The 17,320-nt window shown below is 74.0% G+C and carries 18 protein-coding genes and 1 pseudogene; 8 read left to right on the top strand and 11 right to left on the bottom strand.

Going from position 1 to position 17,320, the window contains the following annotated elements; genetic code table 11:
• Positions 1–52 precede the first annotated feature (52 nt).
• Positions 53–1,045 carry a YihY/virulence factor BrkB family protein gene (locus ACIP4O_RS04955; RefSeq protein ID WP_401571563.1) on the bottom strand — a complete coding sequence of 331 codons (993 nt, stop codon included), beginning with the start codon at positions 1,043–1,045 and terminating at the stop codon, positions 53–55.
• A 203-nt stretch (positions 1,046–1,248) separates the two neighbouring features.
• On the opposite strand from ACIP4O_RS04955, the gene ACIP4O_RS04950 reads away from it, so the two are divergent.
• The gene (locus tag ACIP4O_RS04950; protein WP_401571560.1) at positions 1,249–2,037 is read left to right on the top strand and encodes an SDR family NAD(P)-dependent oxidoreductase; all 789 of its coding nucleotides are present in this window, start codon (positions 1,249–1,251) and stop codon (positions 2,035–2,037) included.
• Positions 2,038–2,120: 83 nt separating this feature from the next.
• On the opposite strand, the gene ACIP4O_RS04945 is transcribed toward ACIP4O_RS04950, so the two are convergent.
• Both ACIP4O_RS04945 and trpS read right to left on the bottom strand, forming a co-directional pair.
• Positions 2,121–2,705 carry a 2'-5' RNA ligase family protein gene (locus tag ACIP4O_RS04945; RefSeq protein WP_401573827.1) on the bottom strand — a complete coding sequence of 195 codons (585 nt, stop codon included), beginning with the start codon at positions 2,703–2,705 and terminating at the stop codon, positions 2,121–2,123.
• A 320-nt stretch (positions 2,706–3,025) separates the two neighbouring features.
• Positions 3,026–4,039, bottom strand: a complete 1,014-nt coding sequence (trpS, locus tag ACIP4O_RS04940) for a tryptophan--tRNA ligase (protein WP_401571557.1) — start codon at positions 4,037–4,039, stop codon at positions 3,026–3,028.
• Positions 4,040–4,134: 95 nt separating this feature from the next.
• Here trpS and ACIP4O_RS04935 point away from each other — a divergent pair, with 95 nt between their 5' ends.
• From ACIP4O_RS04935 to ACIP4O_RS04925, 3 genes and pseudogenes are all read left to right on the top strand, one after another.
• Positions 4,135–4,521, top strand: coding sequence for a signal peptidase I (locus tag ACIP4O_RS04935; protein WP_401571554.1), 387 nt, complete (start codon positions 4,135–4,137; stop codon positions 4,519–4,521).
• Positions 4,522–4,603: 82 nt separating this feature from the next.
• Positions 4,604–5,812 (top strand): annotated as a pseudogene (gene rocD / locus ACIP4O_RS04930) (ornithine--oxo-acid transaminase).
• A 112-nt stretch (positions 5,813–5,924) separates the two neighbouring features.
• A complete protein-coding gene (locus tag ACIP4O_RS04925) occupies positions 5,925–6,686 on the top strand; it encodes a DUF899 family protein (protein WP_401571552.1) in 762 nt (253 codons plus the stop codon).
• 27 nt (positions 6,687–6,713) lie between these two features.
• Here ACIP4O_RS04925 and ACIP4O_RS04920 read toward each other — a convergent pair whose 3' ends face one another.
• Complete coding sequence (locus tag ACIP4O_RS04920; protein ID WP_401571550.1) at positions 6,714–7,904, bottom strand: glutathionylspermidine synthase family protein; 1,191 nt, start codon at positions 7,902–7,904, stop codon at positions 6,714–6,716.
• A gap of 23 nt (positions 7,905–7,927) precedes the next feature.
• A complete protein-coding gene (locus ACIP4O_RS04915; RefSeq protein ID WP_401571547.1) occupies positions 7,928–8,344 on the bottom strand; it encodes a hypothetical protein in 417 nt (138 codons plus the stop codon).
• Between the two features lie 201 nt (positions 8,345–8,545).
• Here ACIP4O_RS04915 and ACIP4O_RS04910 point away from each other — a divergent pair, with 201 nt between their 5' ends.
• Together ACIP4O_RS04910 and ACIP4O_RS04905 are read left to right on the top strand one after the other, a co-directional pair.
• Entirely contained in the window at positions 8,546–9,055 is a 510-nt protein-coding gene (locus tag ACIP4O_RS04910; protein WP_401571544.1) for a SigE family RNA polymerase sigma factor, read from the top strand.
• Between the two features lie 20 nt (positions 9,056–9,075).
• Entirely contained in the window at positions 9,076–9,984 is a 909-nt protein-coding gene (locus tag ACIP4O_RS04905; RefSeq protein WP_401571542.1) for a hypothetical protein, read from the top strand.
• A 130-nt stretch (positions 9,985–10,114) separates the two neighbouring features.
• On the opposite strand, the gene ACIP4O_RS04900 is transcribed toward ACIP4O_RS04905, so the two are convergent.
• Positions 10,115–10,813 (bottom strand): VWA domain-containing protein, encoded by a 699-nt coding sequence (locus tag ACIP4O_RS04900; RefSeq protein WP_401571539.1) that lies wholly within the window; start codon positions 10,811–10,813, stop codon positions 10,115–10,117.
• A gap of 244 nt (positions 10,814–11,057) precedes the next feature.
• On the bottom strand, positions 11,058–12,464 hold the full coding sequence (locus ACIP4O_RS04895) for a PLP-dependent aminotransferase family protein (RefSeq protein ID WP_401571536.1): 1,407 nt from the start codon (positions 12,462–12,464) through the stop codon (positions 11,058–11,060).
• A 46-nt stretch (positions 12,465–12,510) separates the two neighbouring features.
• Here ACIP4O_RS04895 and ACIP4O_RS04890 point away from each other — a divergent pair, with 46 nt between their 5' ends.
• The gene (locus ACIP4O_RS04890; RefSeq protein ID WP_401571533.1) at positions 12,511–13,020 is read left to right on the top strand and encodes a carboxymuconolactone decarboxylase family protein; all 510 of its coding nucleotides are present in this window, start codon (positions 12,511–12,513) and stop codon (positions 13,018–13,020) included.
• 146 nt (positions 13,021–13,166) lie between these two features.
• A complete protein-coding gene (locus ACIP4O_RS04885) occupies positions 13,167–13,637 on the top strand; it encodes a hypothetical protein (RefSeq protein WP_401571530.1) in 471 nt (156 codons plus the stop codon).
• Between the two features lie 2 nt (positions 13,638–13,639).
• Here ACIP4O_RS04885 and ACIP4O_RS04880 read toward each other — a convergent pair whose 3' ends face one another.
• From ACIP4O_RS04880 to ACIP4O_RS04865, 4 genes are read right to left on the bottom strand one after another with little or no spacing between them, the layout of a single operon-like run.
• The gene (locus ACIP4O_RS04880) at positions 13,640–14,029 is read right to left on the bottom strand and encodes a VOC family protein (RefSeq protein ID WP_401571527.1); all 390 of its coding nucleotides are present in this window, start codon (positions 14,027–14,029) and stop codon (positions 13,640–13,642) included.
• A 37-nt stretch (positions 14,030–14,066) separates the two neighbouring features.
• Positions 14,067–15,014 (bottom strand): hypothetical protein, encoded by a 948-nt coding sequence (locus ACIP4O_RS04875; RefSeq protein WP_401571525.1) that lies wholly within the window; start codon positions 15,012–15,014, stop codon positions 14,067–14,069.
• 3 nt (positions 15,015–15,017) lie between these two features.
• Positions 15,018–15,401 (bottom strand): hypothetical protein, encoded by a 384-nt coding sequence (locus tag ACIP4O_RS04870; RefSeq protein WP_361320530.1) that lies wholly within the window; start codon positions 15,399–15,401, stop codon positions 15,018–15,020.
• Positions 15,398–17,170, bottom strand: coding sequence for a hypothetical protein (locus ACIP4O_RS04865; RefSeq protein WP_401571522.1), 1,773 nt, complete (start codon positions 17,168–17,170; stop codon positions 15,398–15,400). The genes ACIP4O_RS04870 and ACIP4O_RS04865 overlap by 4 nt, the downstream gene beginning before the upstream one ends.
• Positions 17,171–17,320 lie beyond the last annotated feature (150 nt).

Below are 17,320 nucleotides of genomic sequence, written 5' to 3'. Positions count from 1 at the left end.
CGCTCCTCGGGCCCCGCCCCCGTACGTACCGGGCCCCCGGTGCCGGTCCCGCTCAGCCCCCGGAGTCTCCCGCCGCCCGCGTCGCCCCCGGCCGTCCGCGCTTGCGGAACCTGCCGCCCCGGCCCGCCGGGGGCTGCGTCGCCGTCGTGAGCCGCGCCGCCTCGGCCTCCTCGGCCCGCTCGCTCTCCGCCGTCTCCGCGCGCCCCTCCACCGCCGTCCACGCCGCGCAGTACAGGAGCAGCTTCGCGGTGAAGTTGATCCACAGGAGCAACGCGATCGGGACGCCGAAGACGCCGTACATGTTCTTCGAGGCGACGCCCGAGATGTAGCCGCCGATCAGCAGCTTCAGCAGCTCGAAGCCGATCGCGCCGATCAGCGCGGCGAAGACGAGGCGGCGGCGCGGGGGGTGCACGCGGGGCAGCAGGCTCAGGACGTAGAGCAGGAGCAGGAAGTCGGTGCCGACCGCGACGGCGAAGGAGAGGACGCGCAGCAGGACGCCGCCCGCGCCGTTCTCGGCGATGCCGATGTGGCGGGCCGTCCAGCCGATCGCCGTCGTCGAGGCGGCCGAGGCGACGACGGTGATCACGCCCGCCGCGCCGAGGCCGATCAGGACCCCCGCGTCGCGCACCTTGGCCATGATGGCGTTTCCCGGGTCCTCGGGCAGCCGCCACACCGCGCGCAGCGATTCCCGCATCGAGCCGACCCAGTTGATGCCCGTGAAGAGCAGCGCCGCCCCCGCGACGAGCCCGACCGTGCCCGCGTTGTCGACAAGTCCTTGCAGGTCGAGCTGGTCGGCGATGCCGGGGACCTGTTCCTTGACGCGGGATTCGAGGTCGTGGACGCGGTCCTGCCCGAAGGCGCCCGCGACGACGGCGACGGCGACGGTGAGCAGCGGGAAGAGGGCGAGGAAGCTCGTGAAGGTCATCGCGGCGGCGAGCCGCGCCCAGCGCACCTCGTCGAGCCGCTCGTAGCAACGCCAGGCGCGGGTGCGCATGAGCCGCGCGAACCAGGGGCCGAGCACCGGGAGTCTCGTGAGCCAGTCCATGGGTGTGTGTCCGCCCTCCCGAGCGCCGCGCCGTACCGTCTGGCCACCATGTGCCCCGGGACGGGCCCGCGCAGTCCGGCGGGGCGGGAACGGACGCGCACCGTAGCCCGATACGGTGAGTTTTCGATCGATTTGGGCGTATTCGGTATGCGGTGGGCGATACGGTCACCGCGCGCCCACCCCTGAGCCCCGAGGAGTACGCCATGCAGGACCCGATCGGACCGCCCCGTTCACTGCTGCTGCTCGGCGGCACCTCGGAGCTGGGTCTCGCCACCGCGCGCCGCATGATCGGCCGCCGCACCCGCACCGTGTGGCTCGCGGGCCGGGCGGGGCCCGCGCTCGACGCCGCCGCCGCCGAACTGCGCGCCCTCGGCGCGCGCACGCACACCGTCGACTTCGACGCGCTCGACCCCGCCTCGCACGCCGAGGTGCTCGGCAAGGTCTTCGCCGAGGGCCCGGTCGACCTCGTCCTCCTCGCCTTCGGACTCGCGGGCGACCAGCTCAACGACGAGGCCGACCCGGCCGCCGCCGCGCGCGTCGCCGCGACGAACTACACGGGCGCCGTCTCGGCGGGACTCGTGTGCGGGATGGGGCTCCAGGCGCAGGGGCACGGGGCGCTCGTCGTGCTCTCCTCGGTCGCGGGCGAGCGCGTGCGGCGCGGGGACTTCATCTTCGGCTCCTCGAAGGCGGGGCTCGACGCCTTCGCGCAGGGTCTCGGCGACGCGCTGTACGGGACGGGCGTGCGCGTCCTGGTCGTGCGCCCCGGCGTGGTGCGCAGCCGCCGCCCGGGGCAGGCCGTCCCCGAGGAGTACGCGAGCGGGGTGTTCGGCGTCGACGGCCCCTTCGCGACGACGCCGGAGGCGGTCGCCGAGGCGGTGGAGCGGGGCCTGCGGCGCGGCAGCGAGACGGTGTGGGTCCCGGCGACGCTGCGCCCGGTCATGGCGGGGCTGCGGCACCTCCCGCGCCCGCTCTTCCGGCGGCTCCCGGTCTGAGCCCCGTACGGACGGGGGCGAAGGCCCCGCTCAGCCGCTCGGGCACCCGGGCCCCGTCAGCCGATCGGGCACCCCGGGGCCCGTCAGCCGATCGGGTGCGGGGCCTCGTCCGGGCGAAGGGGCTGGCTCGGGACCGCGCCGGCGCCGAAGGAGAAGGTGCGCAGGCGGCGCCACACGCCGTCGCGGCCCTGCTCGTAGAGGCTGAAGCCCGTGCAGTCCCAGGCCGCCTCGTAGTCGGCCAGCTCGGTCTGCGCGCGGTCCATCGCCTCCTCGGTGATGCCGTGCGCGATCGTCACGTGCGGGTGGTACGGGAACTGGAGCTCACGCGCGACGGGCCCCGAGGCGTCGCGTACCTGCTTCTGGAGCCAGGCGCACGCGTCCGGGCCCTCGACGACCCGCACGTACACGACGGGCGAGACGGGGCGGAAGGTCCCGGTGCCTTCGAGGCGGAGCGGGAAGGACCTGCCGTTCGCGGCGACCTCGGCGAGGTGCCGCTCGACGGCGGGCAGCGCGTCGGCGGGCGCCTCGGTGGGCGGAAGCAGCGTGATGTGGGTGGGGATACCGTGCGCGGCCGGGTCTCCGAAGTCCGCGCGCAGTCGCTGGAGGCGGCTGCCATGAGGCTCCGGGACCGCGATCGAAACGCCGAGCGTGACCGAGCCCACGTCCACTCCCATCTCCTCGTGTGAGTCTCCACCGCCGGGTCCGCGACAGTCGCCCGCGCGGTGTGTCCGCTGTGCGCGGTCTGTACGGTCCCGGTCCGGTACGGCAAGTGTCGCGCCCGCACCCGGCACGGCCAAGGCCCCCGGTGTGTGCCTGGTGTCACGCGCCGCCCGTGCGCCGCACGCGCTCCGCGCGCGAGCCGTCGCGCCGCGCTCCCCCACCGCCCGCGTGCGCGTCCCCCGCGCACGCCGTCCCCGGCCCCGCGCGGGGCCGGGGTCCGGGGGGCGAGAGGGCGTCGAGCGTCCGGAGCGCCGCGGAAAAGCGCAGTTCAGCGTGCCGGACGCAGGAAGCCGACCTTGTCGTACGCGGCGGTGAGCGTCGGTGAGGCGACCTCGCGCGCCTTCTCGGCCCCCGCGGCGAGGATCTTGTCGAGCGTGGCCGGGTCGTCGAGGTATTCCCGCGTCCGGTCGCGGAAGGGCGTGACGAAGTCCACGACGACGTCGGCGAGGTCGGTCTTGAGCGCCCCGTACAGCTTGCCCTGGTACTTCTCCTCCAGGGCCTGCACCGTGAGCCCGGTGAGGTTGGCGTAGATGTTGAGGAGGTTGCTGACGCCGGGCTTGTTCTCGCGGTCGAAGCGGATCTCGCTGCCGGTGTCGGTGACGGCGCTCCTGATCTTCTTCGCGGTCGCCTTCGGCTCGTCCATGAGGTTGACGAGGCCCTTGGGCGAGGCGGCCGACTTGCTCATCTTCGCGGTCGGTTCCTGGAGGTCGTAGATCTTCGCCGTCTCCTTGAGGATGTACGCCTCGGGGACGACGAAGGTCTCGCCGTAGCGCGCGTTGAAGCGTTCGGCCAGGTCGCGGGTCAGCTCCACGTGCTGGCGCTGGTCCTCGCCCACCGGGACCTGCTGGGGCTGGTAGAGGAGGATGTCGGCGACCTGGAGGACGGGGTACGTGAAGAGCCCGACCGTCGTGCCCTCGGCGCCTTGCTTCGCGGCCTTGTCCTTGAACTGCGTCATGCGGGACGCCTCGCCGAAGCCGGTGAGGCAGTTCATGACCCAGGCCAGCTCGGCGTGCTCGGGCACGTGGCTCTGCGCGAAGAGCACGCCGCGCTCGGGGTCGACCCCGGCGGCGAGGATCTGGGCCGCCGAGAGCCGGGTGTTGGTGCGCAGCGCCTCGGGGTCCTGCGTGACCGTGATCGCGTGCAGGTCGGCGAGCATGTAGTACGTGTCGTACGACTCCTGGAGGGACACCCACTGGCGGACGGCGCCCAGGTAGTTGCCGAGGTGGAACGAGCCCGCGCTGGGCTGGATTCCGGAGAGCACACGAGAACGTTCAGAGGCCATGCGGCCCATTGTCTCAGGTACGGGGCGGGAAACGGGAGCAGGTTACGGGGGAGCGGGCGCGGGTGGCGGCGGGGCCGCCGGTAACGTCCCGGGCCATGAACGACGAGAACGTCCCCACGACCGGCGACACGGTCTACGTGGGCAAGGCGGGCAAGGACGCGGCCCTCGACCGCGGCTGGCTCCTCGGCCACTTCAAGCCCGCGGGCGACCCCCGGCACAGCGAGGCCGTGGAGATCAAGTGGGGCGTGCACCCGCCGGGCGACACGCGGGCGGAGTGGGTGCGCGGCGAGGTGCGCGAGGCGCTGCTCGTCCTCATCAGCGGCCGCTTCCGCGTCGAACTGCCGGGCCGCAGCGTGCTGCTGGAGGAGCAGGGCGACTACGTGGTGTGGGGCAGGGGCGTGGACCACTCGTGGATCGCGGAGGAGGAGTCGGTGGTCCTGACGGTGCGGTGGCCGTCGGTGCCGGGGTACCGGGTGGGGTGAATTCCGGCGAAGTTGCGGCACTGAGCCCGTCCGTGGCGGTACAGAGAGGCGTACCCGTATCGCCGGACGGACGGAGACCCTCATGAGCAGCCAGACGGACACCTTCATCGCCGCCGCCGAAAGGCACGCCGCCCACAACTACCACCCGCTCCCCGTCGTCGTCTCCTCCGCCGAGGGCGCCTGGATGACGGACATCGAGGGCGTCCGTTATCTCGACCTGCTCGCCGGCTACTCGGCGCTCAACTTCGGCCACGGCAACACCCGTCTCCTCGCCGCCGCGAAGGCCCAGCTCGACCGGGTCACGCTCACCTCCCGCGCCTTCCACCACGACCGTTTCGGCGAGTTCTGCACGCGCCTCGCCGCGCTGTGCGGCAAGGAGGCCGTGCTGCCGATGAACACGGGCGCGGAGGCGGTCGAGACGGCGGTGAAGACGGCGCGGAAGTGGGGGTACGAGGTCAAGGGCGTGCCCGAGGGCACGGCGAAGATCGTCGTGGCGCGGAACAACTTCCACGGCCGTACGACGACGGTCGTCAGCTTCTCCAGCGACCATGAGGCCCGCCACCACTTCGGCCCGTACACGCCGGGCTTCGACCTCGTCCCGTACGGGGACCTCACCGCGCTGCGCGAGGCGATCACGGACAACACGGTCGCCGTGCTCATCGAGCCGATCCAGGGCGAGGCGGGTGTCCTGGTGCCCCCGGAGGGCTACCTCCCGGCGGTGCGGGAGCTGACGCGGGAGCGCGGGGTGCTGTTCATGGCGGACGAGATCCAGTCGGGTCTGGGCCGCACGGGCCGTACCTTCGCGTGCGAGCACGAGGGCGTCGTCCCCGACGTGTACATCCTCGGCAAGGCGCTCGGGGGCGGGGTCGTGCCGGTCTCGGCCGTCGTCGCCGACTGAGACGTGCTCGGCGTCCTCCGGCCCGGCGAGCACGGCTCGACGTTCGGCGGGAACCCGCTCGCGTGCGCGGTCGCGATCGAGGTGATCGCGCTCCTGGAGAGCGGCGAGTTCCAGGCGCGCGCGACGCGGCTCGGCGCGCGGATGCACGCGCGGCTCGCGGAACTCGTCGCGGACGGCGGGGCGGTCAGGGAGGTACGGGGGCGCGGGCTGTGGGCGGGCGTGGACGTGGACCCCGCCTTCGGCACGGGCCGCGAGCTGTCCGAGAGGCTCATGGACCGGCGGGTGCTCGTGAAGGACACGCACGGCTCGACGATCCGGCTCGCGCCGCCGCTGGTGATCAGCGAGGAGGACCTGGACTGGGGGCTGGACCAGCTCGCGGCGATCGTCGGCTGAGGAGCGGCACCGCGGTACGGATAGGGGGCGGTCCGGGTGTCCGTACCCGTTCCGCCGATGAGTTCCGCGCGCTCGACCCGTCCACCCCGCAGAACCCCTACGGAGGAAACCCATGACGACACCCCCCGCTCAGCCGCCCCTCGTGGACAGGGAGACCTGGCAGCAGGCCCGGGACGCGCTCCTCGTGCGCGAGAAGGCGTACACGCACGAGGGCGACGCGCTCGCGGCGGCACGGCGCCGACTGCCGATGACCGAGATCGATGGGAGGGCCGAAGTCGTCGGCGCCGAGGGACCCGTGGCCTTCGTCGACCTCTTCGAGGGACGGAACGAACTGCTCACCTACCAGCACATGTGGTACGACGGCGCGCCGTCGCAGGGCCAGTGCGAGGGCTGTACGAACGCGGCCTGGCACCTCAAGGTCACGACGCCCTACCTGGAGGCGCGCGGCGTCTCCTTCGCTTTCCTCGCGTCCGGGGCCTATGACGAACTGGGCCCGTACGCGGACTTCATGGGGTACCAGCAGCCGTGGTACTCCCTGCGCGACACCGGCGTGCCCCTCGGCGGCGGCATGGGCAACCTGTCGGCGTTCCTGCGCGAGGGGGACCGCGTCTTCCTCACGTACACGACGACGGGGCGCGGCAACGAGGCGTTCAGCGGCTCGTTCGCGCTGCTCGACCGGACGCCGTACGGGCGCGGCGAGGCGTGGGAGGAGAACCCGGCGGGATGGCCCGAGGGCCGCGAGCCGTGCTGGTACTGGCGCACGGACGCCGAGGGCGTGGCCGGGTGGGGGGAGACCAGCCGCCCCGTACCGCAGTGGACGCGGCCGGGGGCGGAGCCGGTGACGACGCTGGGGCGGCAGGGGCACTGCCACTGACTGTCGTTCCTACAGGACCTACAGGACCTACAGGATCACGTGCGGCAGGAAGCGCGCGTACTCGTCGGTGACGAGGCCCGAGGACTCGCGGATGCCGAGTCCGGCGGCCTCGTCCTCGACGACCCACGCGCCGAGCACGACCTTGTTCCCGTCGAAGTCGGGGAGCGGGGCGAGGGCCTGGTAGCAGAGCGGGTCCTCGCCCTCCGTACGGGTACGGGGCGGGGCGCCCGGCTCGTGGAGCGTGACGCCCGCGCCCTCGCGGCCGAAGAGCGGCTTCGCCGCGTACCCGCCCGTCGTGGCGAGTTCGCGCGGCCCGTCGAGGTAGGCGGGGAGCAGGTTCGGGTGGCCGGGGAAGAGTTCCCAGAGGATGGCGAGGAGCGCCTTGTTGGACAGGAGCATCTTCCACGCGGGCTCGATCCACATCGTCGAGCCCGTGCCGCCGCCGTTGTCCAGCGTCTCCTGGACGTGCGGCGCGAAGCGGTCCTTCGCGAGCCACTCCCAGGGGTAGAGCTTGAAGCAGGCCCGTACGAACCGGAGTTTGAGGTCCACGAAGCGGCGCGAGAGCGGGTCCCAGCCGAGGTCCTCGACGGCGATCGCCTCGGTGTCGAGCCCGGCCTGCGCGGCGGTCTCGCGCAGGTAGGCGACGGTCATGAGGTCCTCGCCGAGGATGTCCGAGACCGAGTGCGCGAAGTGCACGGGTCCCGGCGGGAGGAGCTTCGCCTGCCTGCGCCAGGCGTCGACGAGGCGTTCGTGGAGCGAGTTCCACTGGTCGGCACCCGGGAAGCGCTCCTCCATCCAGAACCACTGCGGGCTCGCCGCCTCGACGAGCGAGGTCGGCGTGTCCGCGTTGTACTCCAGGAGCTTGGCGGGGCCCCGGCCGTCGTAGCGCAGGTCGAAGCGGCCGTAGAGGGAGGGGAGTTCGGCGCGGCGGCGCCAGGACTCGGCGATCAGCTCCGTCTGGCGCGCGTCGGTGAGGCCGAGGTCGGCGAAGCGGTCGTGGGAGACGATGTGCTCGGCTGCCGCGAGACACAGTTCGTGCAGTTCCTCGACCGTCTCCTCCAGCGCCTCTACCTCGGGCAGCGTGAAGACGTAGTAGGCGCTCTCGTCCCAGTAGGGGCGGAACTCGCCGTCGGGGTAGCGGGTCAGCGGGTAGATGAGGCCCTGTTCCTCGACGGTCTCCTGCCAGTTGGGGCGGGGCTCGATGGTGCGGCGTTCCATGATCGGTGCGCGTCCGGTCCGGCTCAGCCCCCGTACCCGCCGCCGTCGTTGTCGTCGTCGTCGCAGCCGAGGCCGCCGCGCTGGATCGCGCTGTCCTGCGAGAAGGTGCCGTAGTCGGCGCGACCGCTCTTGGCCTCGGAGTCGTAGTACCAGGCGGGGCGGACGGCCGTGGCGCTCCTCGCGCCCGCCCCGTTGCTCGCGCCCGCCTTGTTCTTGGCCGCCGAACCGCCGCTCGTCGTACGGCAGTTCTTGTCGGCCAGCACCTTGTAGCCGTCGATGGTGTAGCTGTCGCGGTCGACGCAGCGGCGGTCCGGGTCGGAGCCGCAGGCGGAGAGGGCGACGGCGAGCAGGCCCATGCCGCCGAGGACGACGGTGGTGGAACGCAGCCTGCGGGGGCGGAGGGCCTCCGCGGGCGCGGGCGTCGGATCAGTCGTGGTCATGGTGGTCCCCCGTGTGTGCTGCCGCGTACGGGCACCTCTGCGGCACCCGTACGCGTGTACCCCGAAATCACCGCACAGCCTAGAAGCGGGCGTCGGTTCGCGCCACCGTCGGCGCACATCGGTTCCCCGGGGCGTGTAACGCCGGGCGGGGGGTGCGGCGTCCAGGGAGTGCACGGGGAGAGACGGGGAGGAGCGGGATCGATGAGAGGGCGGGCACGCCGAGAGGCGGAGGCCGAGGAGTTCCTGCGGAGGGTGAGCCCACGGCTCTTCCGCACGGCGCTGCTGCTGTGCGGCGATCACCACCTGGCCGAGGACCTGGTGCAGACCGCGCTCGGCAAGCTCTACGTCTCCTGGGCGCGGGTCAGCCGCGCGGACCACCCGGAGGCGTACGCGCGGGCCGTCCTGACCCGTACGTACCTCTCCCACGTACGGCTGCGCAGGACGCGCGAGCGGCCCGTCGCCGAGCTGCCCGAGCGGGCGGCCCCGGCGGAGGAACCGGCGTTGCGCCTCGCGCTCGCGCAGGCCCTCGCGCGGCTCACGCCGAAGGAGCGGGCGGTCGTGGTCCTGCGGTACTGGGAGGACAGGGACGTCGAGGAGACGGCGAGGGAGCTGCGGATCAGCGCGGGCAACGTCCGCGTCCGCAGCCTGCGGGCGCTGGCGAAACTGCGGACGGCACTCGCGGACGAGCGCGAGGCGCTCAGCGAACGGTGAGGAGACGAGGAGTGGGAGTGATGGACGAACGCGAGTACGGGGAGCGGATCGGCGAGCTGCTCGACCGGTACGTGGCCGAGGCGCCCCTGCCGGCGACGGAGCCGCTCGTGGCCGGGGGCCTGGCGCGGGGGCGGCGGGCGAGGGCGCGGCGGCGGGCGCTGTGGACGACGGGGGGGTTCGCGGCGGTCGCGGGGATCACGGTGGCGGCGGTGCTGGGGGGCGCGGGCGGGGCCGGGGGCTCGGGCGGGGCGGCGGTCGCGGGTGGCGGGGCGGTCTCGTTGCCGCGCTTCGCGCCGGTCGCCTCGGTGCGCGGGGCGGCGGCGCCGAGCGGGGACGAGGTCGTGGACCGGCTGCGCAAGCTGGTGCCCGACGGGGAGCGGGCCGGGGAGTGGGAGCAGGCCAGGGACGCGGGGGCCCACGTGCTCGTGCGAGGCGGCGAGGTGACGGTGAACCTCCAGCGGGACTTCGCGTACAGCGACGTGGAGGCGCGGACGAAGGACGTCGAGCGCAAGCTGGCGCGCGAGGCGGACGACCCCAAGAGGTCCGGCAAGGGGTGGAGCGCGCCGCTGAGCAAGGACGAGGCGCGCGCCCAGTCGAAGAGGGCGAGCGCGGCGAAGAAGCTCGTGGCCCCGGACAAGGCCGCCCTGACCCGCCTCTACTCCTGCGCCGGACTCCGCGACCGCACCGAGGACGTCACCTCCTGCAAGGCCGAGAACCTCGAGGACGGCACCCTCCTCCTGCGCTACGAGACCCACCAGGGCTCCCTGGTGATCCGCACCGCCGACGCGCTGCGCCCCGACGCGACCCGCGTCGTGGTCACGGCGGCCAACGCGAAGGACACCAAGCACGGCCCGGCGACGACCACCACCCCGCCGCTGACCCTGTCGCAGGTGGCGGAGCTGGCGGGGGACGGGGGGTGGCGGGGGTGAGGGGGTGGCGGGGGTGAGGGGGCGGCGGAAGTGAGGGGGCGGCCCACCTGGGCTGTGCCTTGTCCACCCGGCGAAGGCGGACAGGAGCGGCCGCCCCGCACGGAAGACGCACCAGGACGCGCCCCCGCGCTCACCGCAGGACACCCGCCTGCCGCGCCGACGCGAGCCACTGCGGGAACTCCTCCAGCAGGGCCCCGTACAACGCGTCGTCGGGCATCCCCCGCGGGTCCGCGCCCGCGGGGAAGAACCCCGCGTTGTCGACGATCCGCTTCCGGGGCACGGCGAGGTCGTCGAGCTTGCGCAGGAAGTCGAAACGGTCCGGGCCGAAGCCGATGAACTGCCAGAACAGGGGCAGCTTCGCCGCCCGGCAGAGGGTCTGCTCGGCGGCCCGCCTCGAATCCGGCCCTCCATCGGTCTGGAAGATCACGAGGGCCGGGACCTCGGTCCCGGTGTCGAGGTAGTGGTCGATGACCTCGTTCATCGCGTCGGCGTAGTTCGTCGTGCCCATCCGCCCGTAGGAGGCGTGCAGCCGGCCGATGCGCCCCTCGTAGTCGGTGAGGCTGAGCTCCGTGGCGGGGCGGGCCTCGGTGTCGAAGAAGACGACGGGGACGATGCCGTCGTCGTCGAGGTTCACGGAGAGCGCGAGGGTCTGCTCGGCGAGGTGCTGCATGCTGCCGTCGCGGTAGTAGCGGGACATGCTGCGGGAGCGGTCGAGGACGAGGTAGACCGCGGCGCGCTGCCCGGTGAGGCCGTGCTTGTCGAGACTGACGGCGGCGCTCTTGGTGAGGGAGACGAGAGGGGCGGGAATCTTGTCGAGGCTGAGGGGCATGGCCGGTTCTCCTGGACGCGGTCGAAGTCGTACCGATCCGCGGTGATCGCATCAAGGGCGGGGACCGCGCGGGGAGTTCCTCTCCCCCTCGGGAGGCGAAAGGCTACGCCCTCGGAGAGGGATCGGCTCCGGCGCGGCAAGGGGCGGTCCCGGGCGACCGTGCCGGTGTGCGTCCTCGTCGGCAGCCGCGGTGCTCGTCGGCCCGGAGCCGGTGTCGGGCCGGCGCCGTGCGTTCGCTCTTCCGTCACGGCAGCACCCTGCACAGCGCCTCCAGGGCGGCGGGCCAGGCGTGGTCCGGTGGGGTGGCGTAGCCGACGACCAGGGCGTCCGTCGGGGGGATTCGGGCGTCGGGGTGGCGGAACTGGGCGAGGCCGGTGAGGGCGAGGCGTTCCCAGGTGGCGGCACGCAGGACGACGGGCTCGGTACCCGGGGGCAGGCGCAGGACGGCGTGGAGTCCGGCCGCGATGCCGCTCACGCGGACCTCGGGGGCCCGCGCGGTGACGGCGGCGACGAGGGCGTCCCTGCGGCGCCGGTAGCGCAGCCGCATGGCCCGTACGTGCCGGTCGTACGCGCCGGAGCGCAGGAACGCCGCGAAGGTCAGCTGGTCCATGACCCCCGGCCCCCACGTCGTGCCGCCCCAGCCCCCGTTCGGCGCGAGGGACCCCGTCGCGAGCGCGGCGGGCAGCACCGCCCACCCGAGCCGCAGCCCGGTCGCGAGGGACTTGCTCGTCGTGCCGAGGTGCACGACCCGCTCCGGGTCGAGCCCCTGCAAGGCCCCCACGGGCTGCCGGTCGTAGCGGAACTCTCCGTCGTAGTCGTCCTCCAGGATCAGCCCGTCGCTCGCCCGCGCCCAGTCCACGAGCGCGGCCCTGCGCGCGGGCAGCAGCGCGCCCCCGGTGGGGAACTGGTGGCTCGGCGTGAGGAGCACCGCGTGGGTGCCGGGCGGCGGTACGGGGACGGTGCCGTCGCCGTCGAACGGGAGCACGACGACCCGCATCCCGGTCTCGCGCAGGATCTCCCAGTGCACCCACAGCCCGTACGACTCGACCGCGACGGTACGGACCCCGCGCTCCCGCAGCCGCAGGAGGAGCTGCCGCAGCCCCTGCGTGAATCCGGCCGTCACGAGGACGCGGTCCGGCTCGGCCCGCACGCCGCGGACCCGGGGCAGGTACTCGGCGAGCGCCGTACGCAGTTCCTCGCGGCCCGTGCCCGGCCAGCCGAACGCGCTCGCCGGGGCCTGGTCGATGGCCTGGCGGGCGGCCTTGAGCCACGCGGCGCGCGGGAACGCCGTCAGGTCGGGGCTGCCCGAGCGCAGATCGTGCAGGGGGAGTCCGGCGGGGCGCTCCGGGCGGGCCGCCTTGCGCGGTACGGGCGCGGTGCGGGCCGCGACGCGGGTGCCCGAGCCCTGCCGGGCGGTGAGCCAGCCCTCGGCGGTGAGCTCCGCGTACGCGTCGGCGACGGTGTTGCGCGCGAGGCCGAGATCAGCGGCGAGCTGCCGGGAGGAGGGCAGCCGGGTGCCGGGCGCGAGCCGCCCGCCCCGTACCGCCTCGCGCAGCGCGTCCATGAGCCGGGCCCGGACGGTGCCGCGCGGCACGCCCGGGCCGGTGTCCAGATGCAGGTCGAGGCCCTGATTGGCCCACTCGTTCGCCACGGGAATGGACCATACTCCTGGGCCGCCGGGCTTCTACGGTGGACGCATGACGACGAACGAGAACACCGCGGCCACCACCCGCCTCCCCGAGCACACCCCCCGCCTGAACTTCGCGAAGCTCGCACCCGAGTTCTACCGCGCGATGATCCGCCTGGAGACCGCCTCGCACGACGGCGTCGAGCCCGCGCTCGCCGAGCTGGTCCGCATCCGCGCCTCGCAGCTCAACCACTGCGCGTACTGCCTCGACATGCACACGAAGGACGCGCTCGCGGCGGGCGAGTCGATCGAGCGGATCGTGCAGCTGAGCGCCTGGGAGGAGTCGAAGCACTACTACACGGCGCGCGAGATCGCCGCGATCGAACTGACCGAGGCGGTCACGGTCCTCACCGACGGCTTCGTCCCCGACGAGGTCTGGGAGAAGGCGGCGGAGGTCTTCGAGGAACGCGAACTGGCCGGGCTGGTCGGCGCGATCACGGTCATCAACGCGTGGAACCGCCTCAGCGTGACGTGCCGCAACGTCCCGGGCCACTACACGCCGGGCGACCACGCGGGCTGAGGAGGAACTCTGAGGTGAGTGAGCGCACACTCACCTCGGGAGGCACCCCTGCGGGCCCGGCGGTACGGGGGGCCTGGGGCCCACGCGGGGAATGGGGTGGGCCCCAGGGGCTGCCGGGGGCGGGGCCGGCTGGTTCGCTGAGCCGGGTGGAGGCTGTCGCGACGAGTCTGGTGGCGGTCCTGGGCACCGTCCTCGGGGCCGCCCTCACCCACGTCTTCCAGCGCCGGAACGCGCTGCGCGCCGAGGCGGTGGCCCGCGAGGAGCGCCTGCGCCAGGAGCGCGTCGCCGCGTTCAGCTCCTTCGCGGGCGCGCTCGCCGACTACCGCAGGGGGCAGCTCGACCACTGGTACGCGCGGCACCGCGAGGAGCCCGGCGCGGAGGAGCGGCGCCGCGAGGCGGCGCGGCTGCGGGCGGTCGCCCTGGAGGCGATGTTCCGCGCTGAACTCCTCACCGCTTCGGCCGAGTTGGCTGCGGCCGGGCGGCGGGCGCTGAAGGACACGGACCGCATGGACCTGGCCCGTACCCGCGAGGAGCTGGCGGAGCCGCGCGCCCGTTCGCGGGAGGCCGTCTACGCGTACGTCGCGGCGGCGCGCGGCGTGGTGCCGGACACGGCCTAGCCCTACGAGGCCAGCGTGCGGACGACGTCGAACTCGTTGCCCTCGGGGTCGGCCATGACGACCCAGCTCCGGTCCGGGCCCTGGCCCACGTCCGCTCGGGTGGCGCCGAGGGCGAGCAGGCGGGTCACCTCGGCCTCGGTGGTGCGGTCGACGGGGCTGACGTCGAGGTGCAGCCGATTCTTGACGGCCTTGCCCTCGGGTACGCGGATGAAGACCAGCGTGGGCGGCATCTGCCGGGCCCGGATCTCCTCGGCGGTCGGCACCCAGGAGCCGATCTCGACCTGCCCCTCGCCCCGGTCGATCACCTCGAAGTCCAGGACCGCGCACCAGAACTCCGCGAGCCTCTCCGGGTCGTGGCAGTCGACGGTCAACTCGGTGAACCTGCTTGTCATGCTTCCCCCAGAGTGCGCGGACCGGGCACAGCGTAGATCACTCCCCCGGCGGCTCGAAGTGGGCCAACGCCGTTTCCAGGACCTCGCGCTGCGCCTTCTCCGTCGTGTCGGGGGCGGCGGCGAGGAAGGCGTAGCGCTTGCCGTCCGTGGCGGTGAAGGCGCGTTCGATGCCGAGCCGGGTGCCGCCGACCTTCTCGCTCTCGTAGGAGTAGACGAGTTCCGCGGCGTCCCCCTCCGGGTTCTCCGGGCCGCTCCGGGCCGGGCCGAGCGTGATCTGCTCGTACCGCTCGGTGCGGCCGCGCAGGTCCTCGGACGCGCCCGTCACCGCCTGCTCCGGGGTGAGGCCGGCGTCGGTGATCTCGAAGATCTGGAGGAGGCTCAGCTCGTCGGACGAGGTGTAGAACACGCTGCCGTTCTTCTCGCTGCGCTCCCAGTCCTCCGGCACGGCGAGGGTGTACCCGGCCGGGTCCTCGGCGGTGGCGAAGCCCTCGGGGAGCGCGGAGGGGTCGGCCGAGGGCTCCTCGGAGGTCTCGCCGGACAGATCGTCGGAGGGCCCGTCCGACGTGGTCCCGGAGGCCGGGTCCGGGGCGGAGGGGTCGCCCTCCTCCCCCATGGTCGGCTCCGGCGCGGCGGAGACCCCGGCGGACTTGTGCGCCTCGGCGGAGTCGTCCCCCGAGCCGAGCTGGGTCCACGTCAGCGCGACGGCTCCGGCCGCCACCACGACGGCCGCCGCCAGCGTGAGCGCGCGCTTGTCGCGCCACCGGGACGGGCCCCCGGTCGGCGACGGCGGCGGCGCGGGGTCCCAGGTGACGGAGGGGAGCACGGTCTCGTACGGCGCCGCCGCCGGTCCGGGAGGCGCGTCCTCCCGCCCCGGCGCGACCACGTACGGGGCCGCATCCGGGACCGGCGGCGGGTACGCGGCCGTGGCCGCGCCGTGCTCCCAGCGCTGCGCGGACGCGTTCCAGCGCGGCATCGCGGGCGGCATGGCTCAGCCCCCCAGGAGCGCGAGGAGCGACTCGACGACGGCGGCCCCCGAGGCGAGCGCGCCGACGAGCGGCCCGGCGACGTCGACGGCCTCGCGCAGCCGCGCGAGCCGGCCGCGCGAGGCGGCGCCCTCCGTGGTGATCTCGCCCTCGACGGAGGCGAGTTCGGTGTCGAGCGCCGCGTTCTCCGGGCTCGCCGTGAAGCGCGCGAGGTCCGCGCGCAGCGCGGTGACCGCGGCGAGCAGCGCGGCCTGTGCCTGGTCGGCGGGCGCGGCCCCGCCCCGTACGTACGAGACCTTGTTCCCGTCACCGATCGCGAAGGCGCTGCCCTCGACGGAACCGATGTGGACGCCCCGCCTGTCCTGCCCCTGCTCCGCTGCCTCGGTCATTTCCTCTTGTCCCCCTTGCCGGCCGCCGTGTGGCTGATCGTGTTGTCGTCGCCGATGCCGATGGCGCTGTCCCTGGCGGAGTCGATGTAGACGCCGCCGTTCGCGACGTGGACGATCTTCTGGTCGAACTCGTCGGTGGCCCAGCCGGCCTCGCGCAGCGCCGTGCGCACCCCGCCCGCCACGCGGTCCTGGATCGTCTTGAGGTAGCGGTCGAGGTCCATCTCCTGGAAGAGCGAGAGGTCCTCGTCCGTGCCGAGTTCGCGTACCGCCGCCGAGGGCCCCTCGGCCGGGGCGCCCGCGTATCCGGCGAGGAGGCGGAGCAGTTCGCCGCGCACCCAGCCGCCGAGCGTGCGCACGGCGTGCCCGAAGGAGGCCGGGGTGTGCACGATCGCCCAGGCGACGTGCCCCACCCGGTGCAGGGCCCGGTGGCGGCGCGCTTCGCGCTCGGCGAGGCGGTAGGCGCGCCGCACCGGCTGGAGGACGTGCGGCGCGAACTCGGCCATGAGCATGCCGCCTTGCGTGTGCACCCGTACGAAGACGGTCACGACGAGTTCCTCGTCCCAGCCGCCGACGCGGATGCGCAGGAAGTGCCGGCGCGCCTCGCCGCCCTCTTCGAGGGCTGCCGCGCGGTGCGCCTCGAAGGCCTCCGGCGCGTACGGTGCCGCCGCGCGGACCTCGATGCCGTCGGCGGGCAGGAACACGCACTCGTCCAGCCGCAGTTCGCGCAGCCGGTCGATGACGGCGCCCGCGATCGCCGGGTTGCGGCGCGGCGAGGGCACGCGCAGCGCCTCGACGAGCGGGACGATGCGGCGCAGGATCTCGCCGTTGTCGAGCGGCACGGGCTCCCTGTCGCCGCGGGGGCGCAGCTCGATGGCGAGCGACCACGTGCGGTAGGGGGTGCCGAAGCCGCGGAAGGGCCAGTCCTCCTCGTACATCACGAGCGGCTGGTGCTGTTCGGCGCGGAGCCTGGCGCGCAGGCGTACGAGGCGCTCGCCCGCGCCGGTCTCGGCGGGGTCGCCGGGGGCGTGGGGGAAGCGGAGCGGGGAGAGTTCCTCGCTCACCACGCGGGCGAACTGCCCGCGCCGCAGGGCGACGCAGGCGACGATGCCGCCGAGCACGCAGAGGGTGAGGACGGCGGAGAGACGCGCGACGGTCAGGGTCTGCGAGAAGAGGGTCCCTGCGGAGAAGGCCGTGCCGCCGAGGACGAGGGCGACCAGGACGAGGGTGAAGAGGACGTAGGCGAGGTAGAGGCGCGACATCCAGCGCACCCAGAAGGCCAGCACCCGGCGGGCGAGGGCGACTCCGGAGTCCAGGGGGCCCGTGCCCCTGATCCAGCGGGCGACGACGAGACCGACGCTGCCGAGGAGCGCCAGGAGAAGGAGCCCGCCGGTCACGACGAGCCCGAGCAGCCACAGGCCGAGGATGCCCGCCGCCCAGGCGACGTCCTGGTTCCTGGCGCGGACGGCGTGCGAGAGGACGCGGCCCGCGTCGATGCCGGTCGAGGGCGCGGTGAAACGCTCCTCGTGCACGTACAGCTCGTCGAGCACCGCCTCGCGGAAGGCCCGGTCGTGGTGCGCGCCGACGCAGAGGAGGCGGGTCGCCTCGCTCGCGGCGGGCGGGACGGGGGCCCGGGAGCCGGCGGGCGGCGGGGCGTGCGGGGGCGGCGGGGTGCGGGGTGGCGCGGGCGGGGCGGGGGAGGCGCTCGGGTCCGGCGGGCCCGCCGCCTGCGGGGGGATCGGCTCGGGCTGCGGGGGCGGCTGCTCGGTCACCTCGGGCCTTCCGGGACGGACGCGGCGTGCGCGGGCAGGGGGACGCGCCAGGACACAGGGCGCGACGGGGGCAACACTGTACGACACCCGCCCTCCGGCCCGCGCACGAAAAACGGGCCCGAACTGACCTGACCGGCAGGTGAGTTCGGA

It is taken from the genome of Streptomyces sp. NPDC088923, from assembly GCF_044749745.1.
GTDB lineage: Bacteria > Actinomycetota > Actinomycetes > Streptomycetales > Streptomycetaceae > Streptomyces.
This window is presented reverse-complemented; position numbering and strand designations above follow the sequence as displayed.

Bases quoted from the DNA above. Each gene is read 5' to 3' on its own strand.
- ACIP4O_RS04935 (WP_401571554.1), top strand. From the start codon at position 4,135: ATGAACGACGAGAACGTCCCCACGACCGGCGACACGGTCTACGTGGGC.
- ACIP4O_RS04890 (WP_401571533.1), top strand. From the start codon at position 12,511: ATGACGACGAACGAGAACACCGCGGCCACCACCCGCCTCCCCGAGCAC.
- ACIP4O_RS04910 (WP_401571544.1), top strand. From the start codon at position 8,546: ATGAGAGGGCGGGCACGCCGAGAGGCGGAGGCCGAGGAGTTCCTGCGG.
- ACIP4O_RS04955 (WP_401571563.1), bottom strand. From the start codon at position 1,045: ATGGACTGGCTCACGAGACTCCCGGTGCTCGGCCCCTGGTTCGCGCGG.
- ACIP4O_RS04920 (WP_401571550.1), bottom strand. From the start codon at position 7,904: ATGGAACGCCGCACCATCGAGCCCCGCCCCAACTGGCAGGAGACCGTC.
- ACIP4O_RS04880 (WP_401571527.1), bottom strand. From the start codon at position 14,029: ATGACAAGCAGGTTCACCGAGTTGACCGTCGACTGCCACGACCCGGAG.
- ACIP4O_RS04950 (WP_401571560.1), top strand. From the start codon at position 1,249: ATGCAGGACCCGATCGGACCGCCCCGTTCACTGCTGCTGCTCGGCGGC.
- ACIP4O_RS04905 (WP_401571542.1), top strand. From the start codon at position 9,076: ATGGACGAACGCGAGTACGGGGAGCGGATCGGCGAGCTGCTCGACCGG.
- ACIP4O_RS04900 (WP_401571539.1), bottom strand. From the start codon at position 10,813: ATGCCCCTCAGCCTCGACAAGATTCCCGCCCCTCTCGTCTCCCTCACC.
- ACIP4O_RS04870 (WP_361320530.1), bottom strand. From the start codon at position 15,401: ATGACCGAGGCAGCGGAGCAGGGGCAGGACAGGCGGGGCGTCCACATC.
- ACIP4O_RS04925 (WP_401571552.1), top strand. From the start codon at position 5,925: ATGACGACACCCCCCGCTCAGCCGCCCCTCGTGGACAGGGAGACCTGG.
- ACIP4O_RS04915 (WP_401571547.1), bottom strand. From the start codon at position 8,344: ATGACCACGACTGATCCGACGCCCGCGCCCGCGGAGGCCCTCCGCCCC.
- ACIP4O_RS04875 (WP_401571525.1), bottom strand. From the start codon at position 15,014: ATGCCGCCCGCGATGCCGCGCTGGAACGCGTCCGCGCAGCGCTGGGAG.
- trpS (WP_401571557.1), bottom strand. From the start codon at position 4,039: ATGGCCTCTGAACGTTCTCGTGTGCTCTCCGGAATCCAGCCCAGCGCG.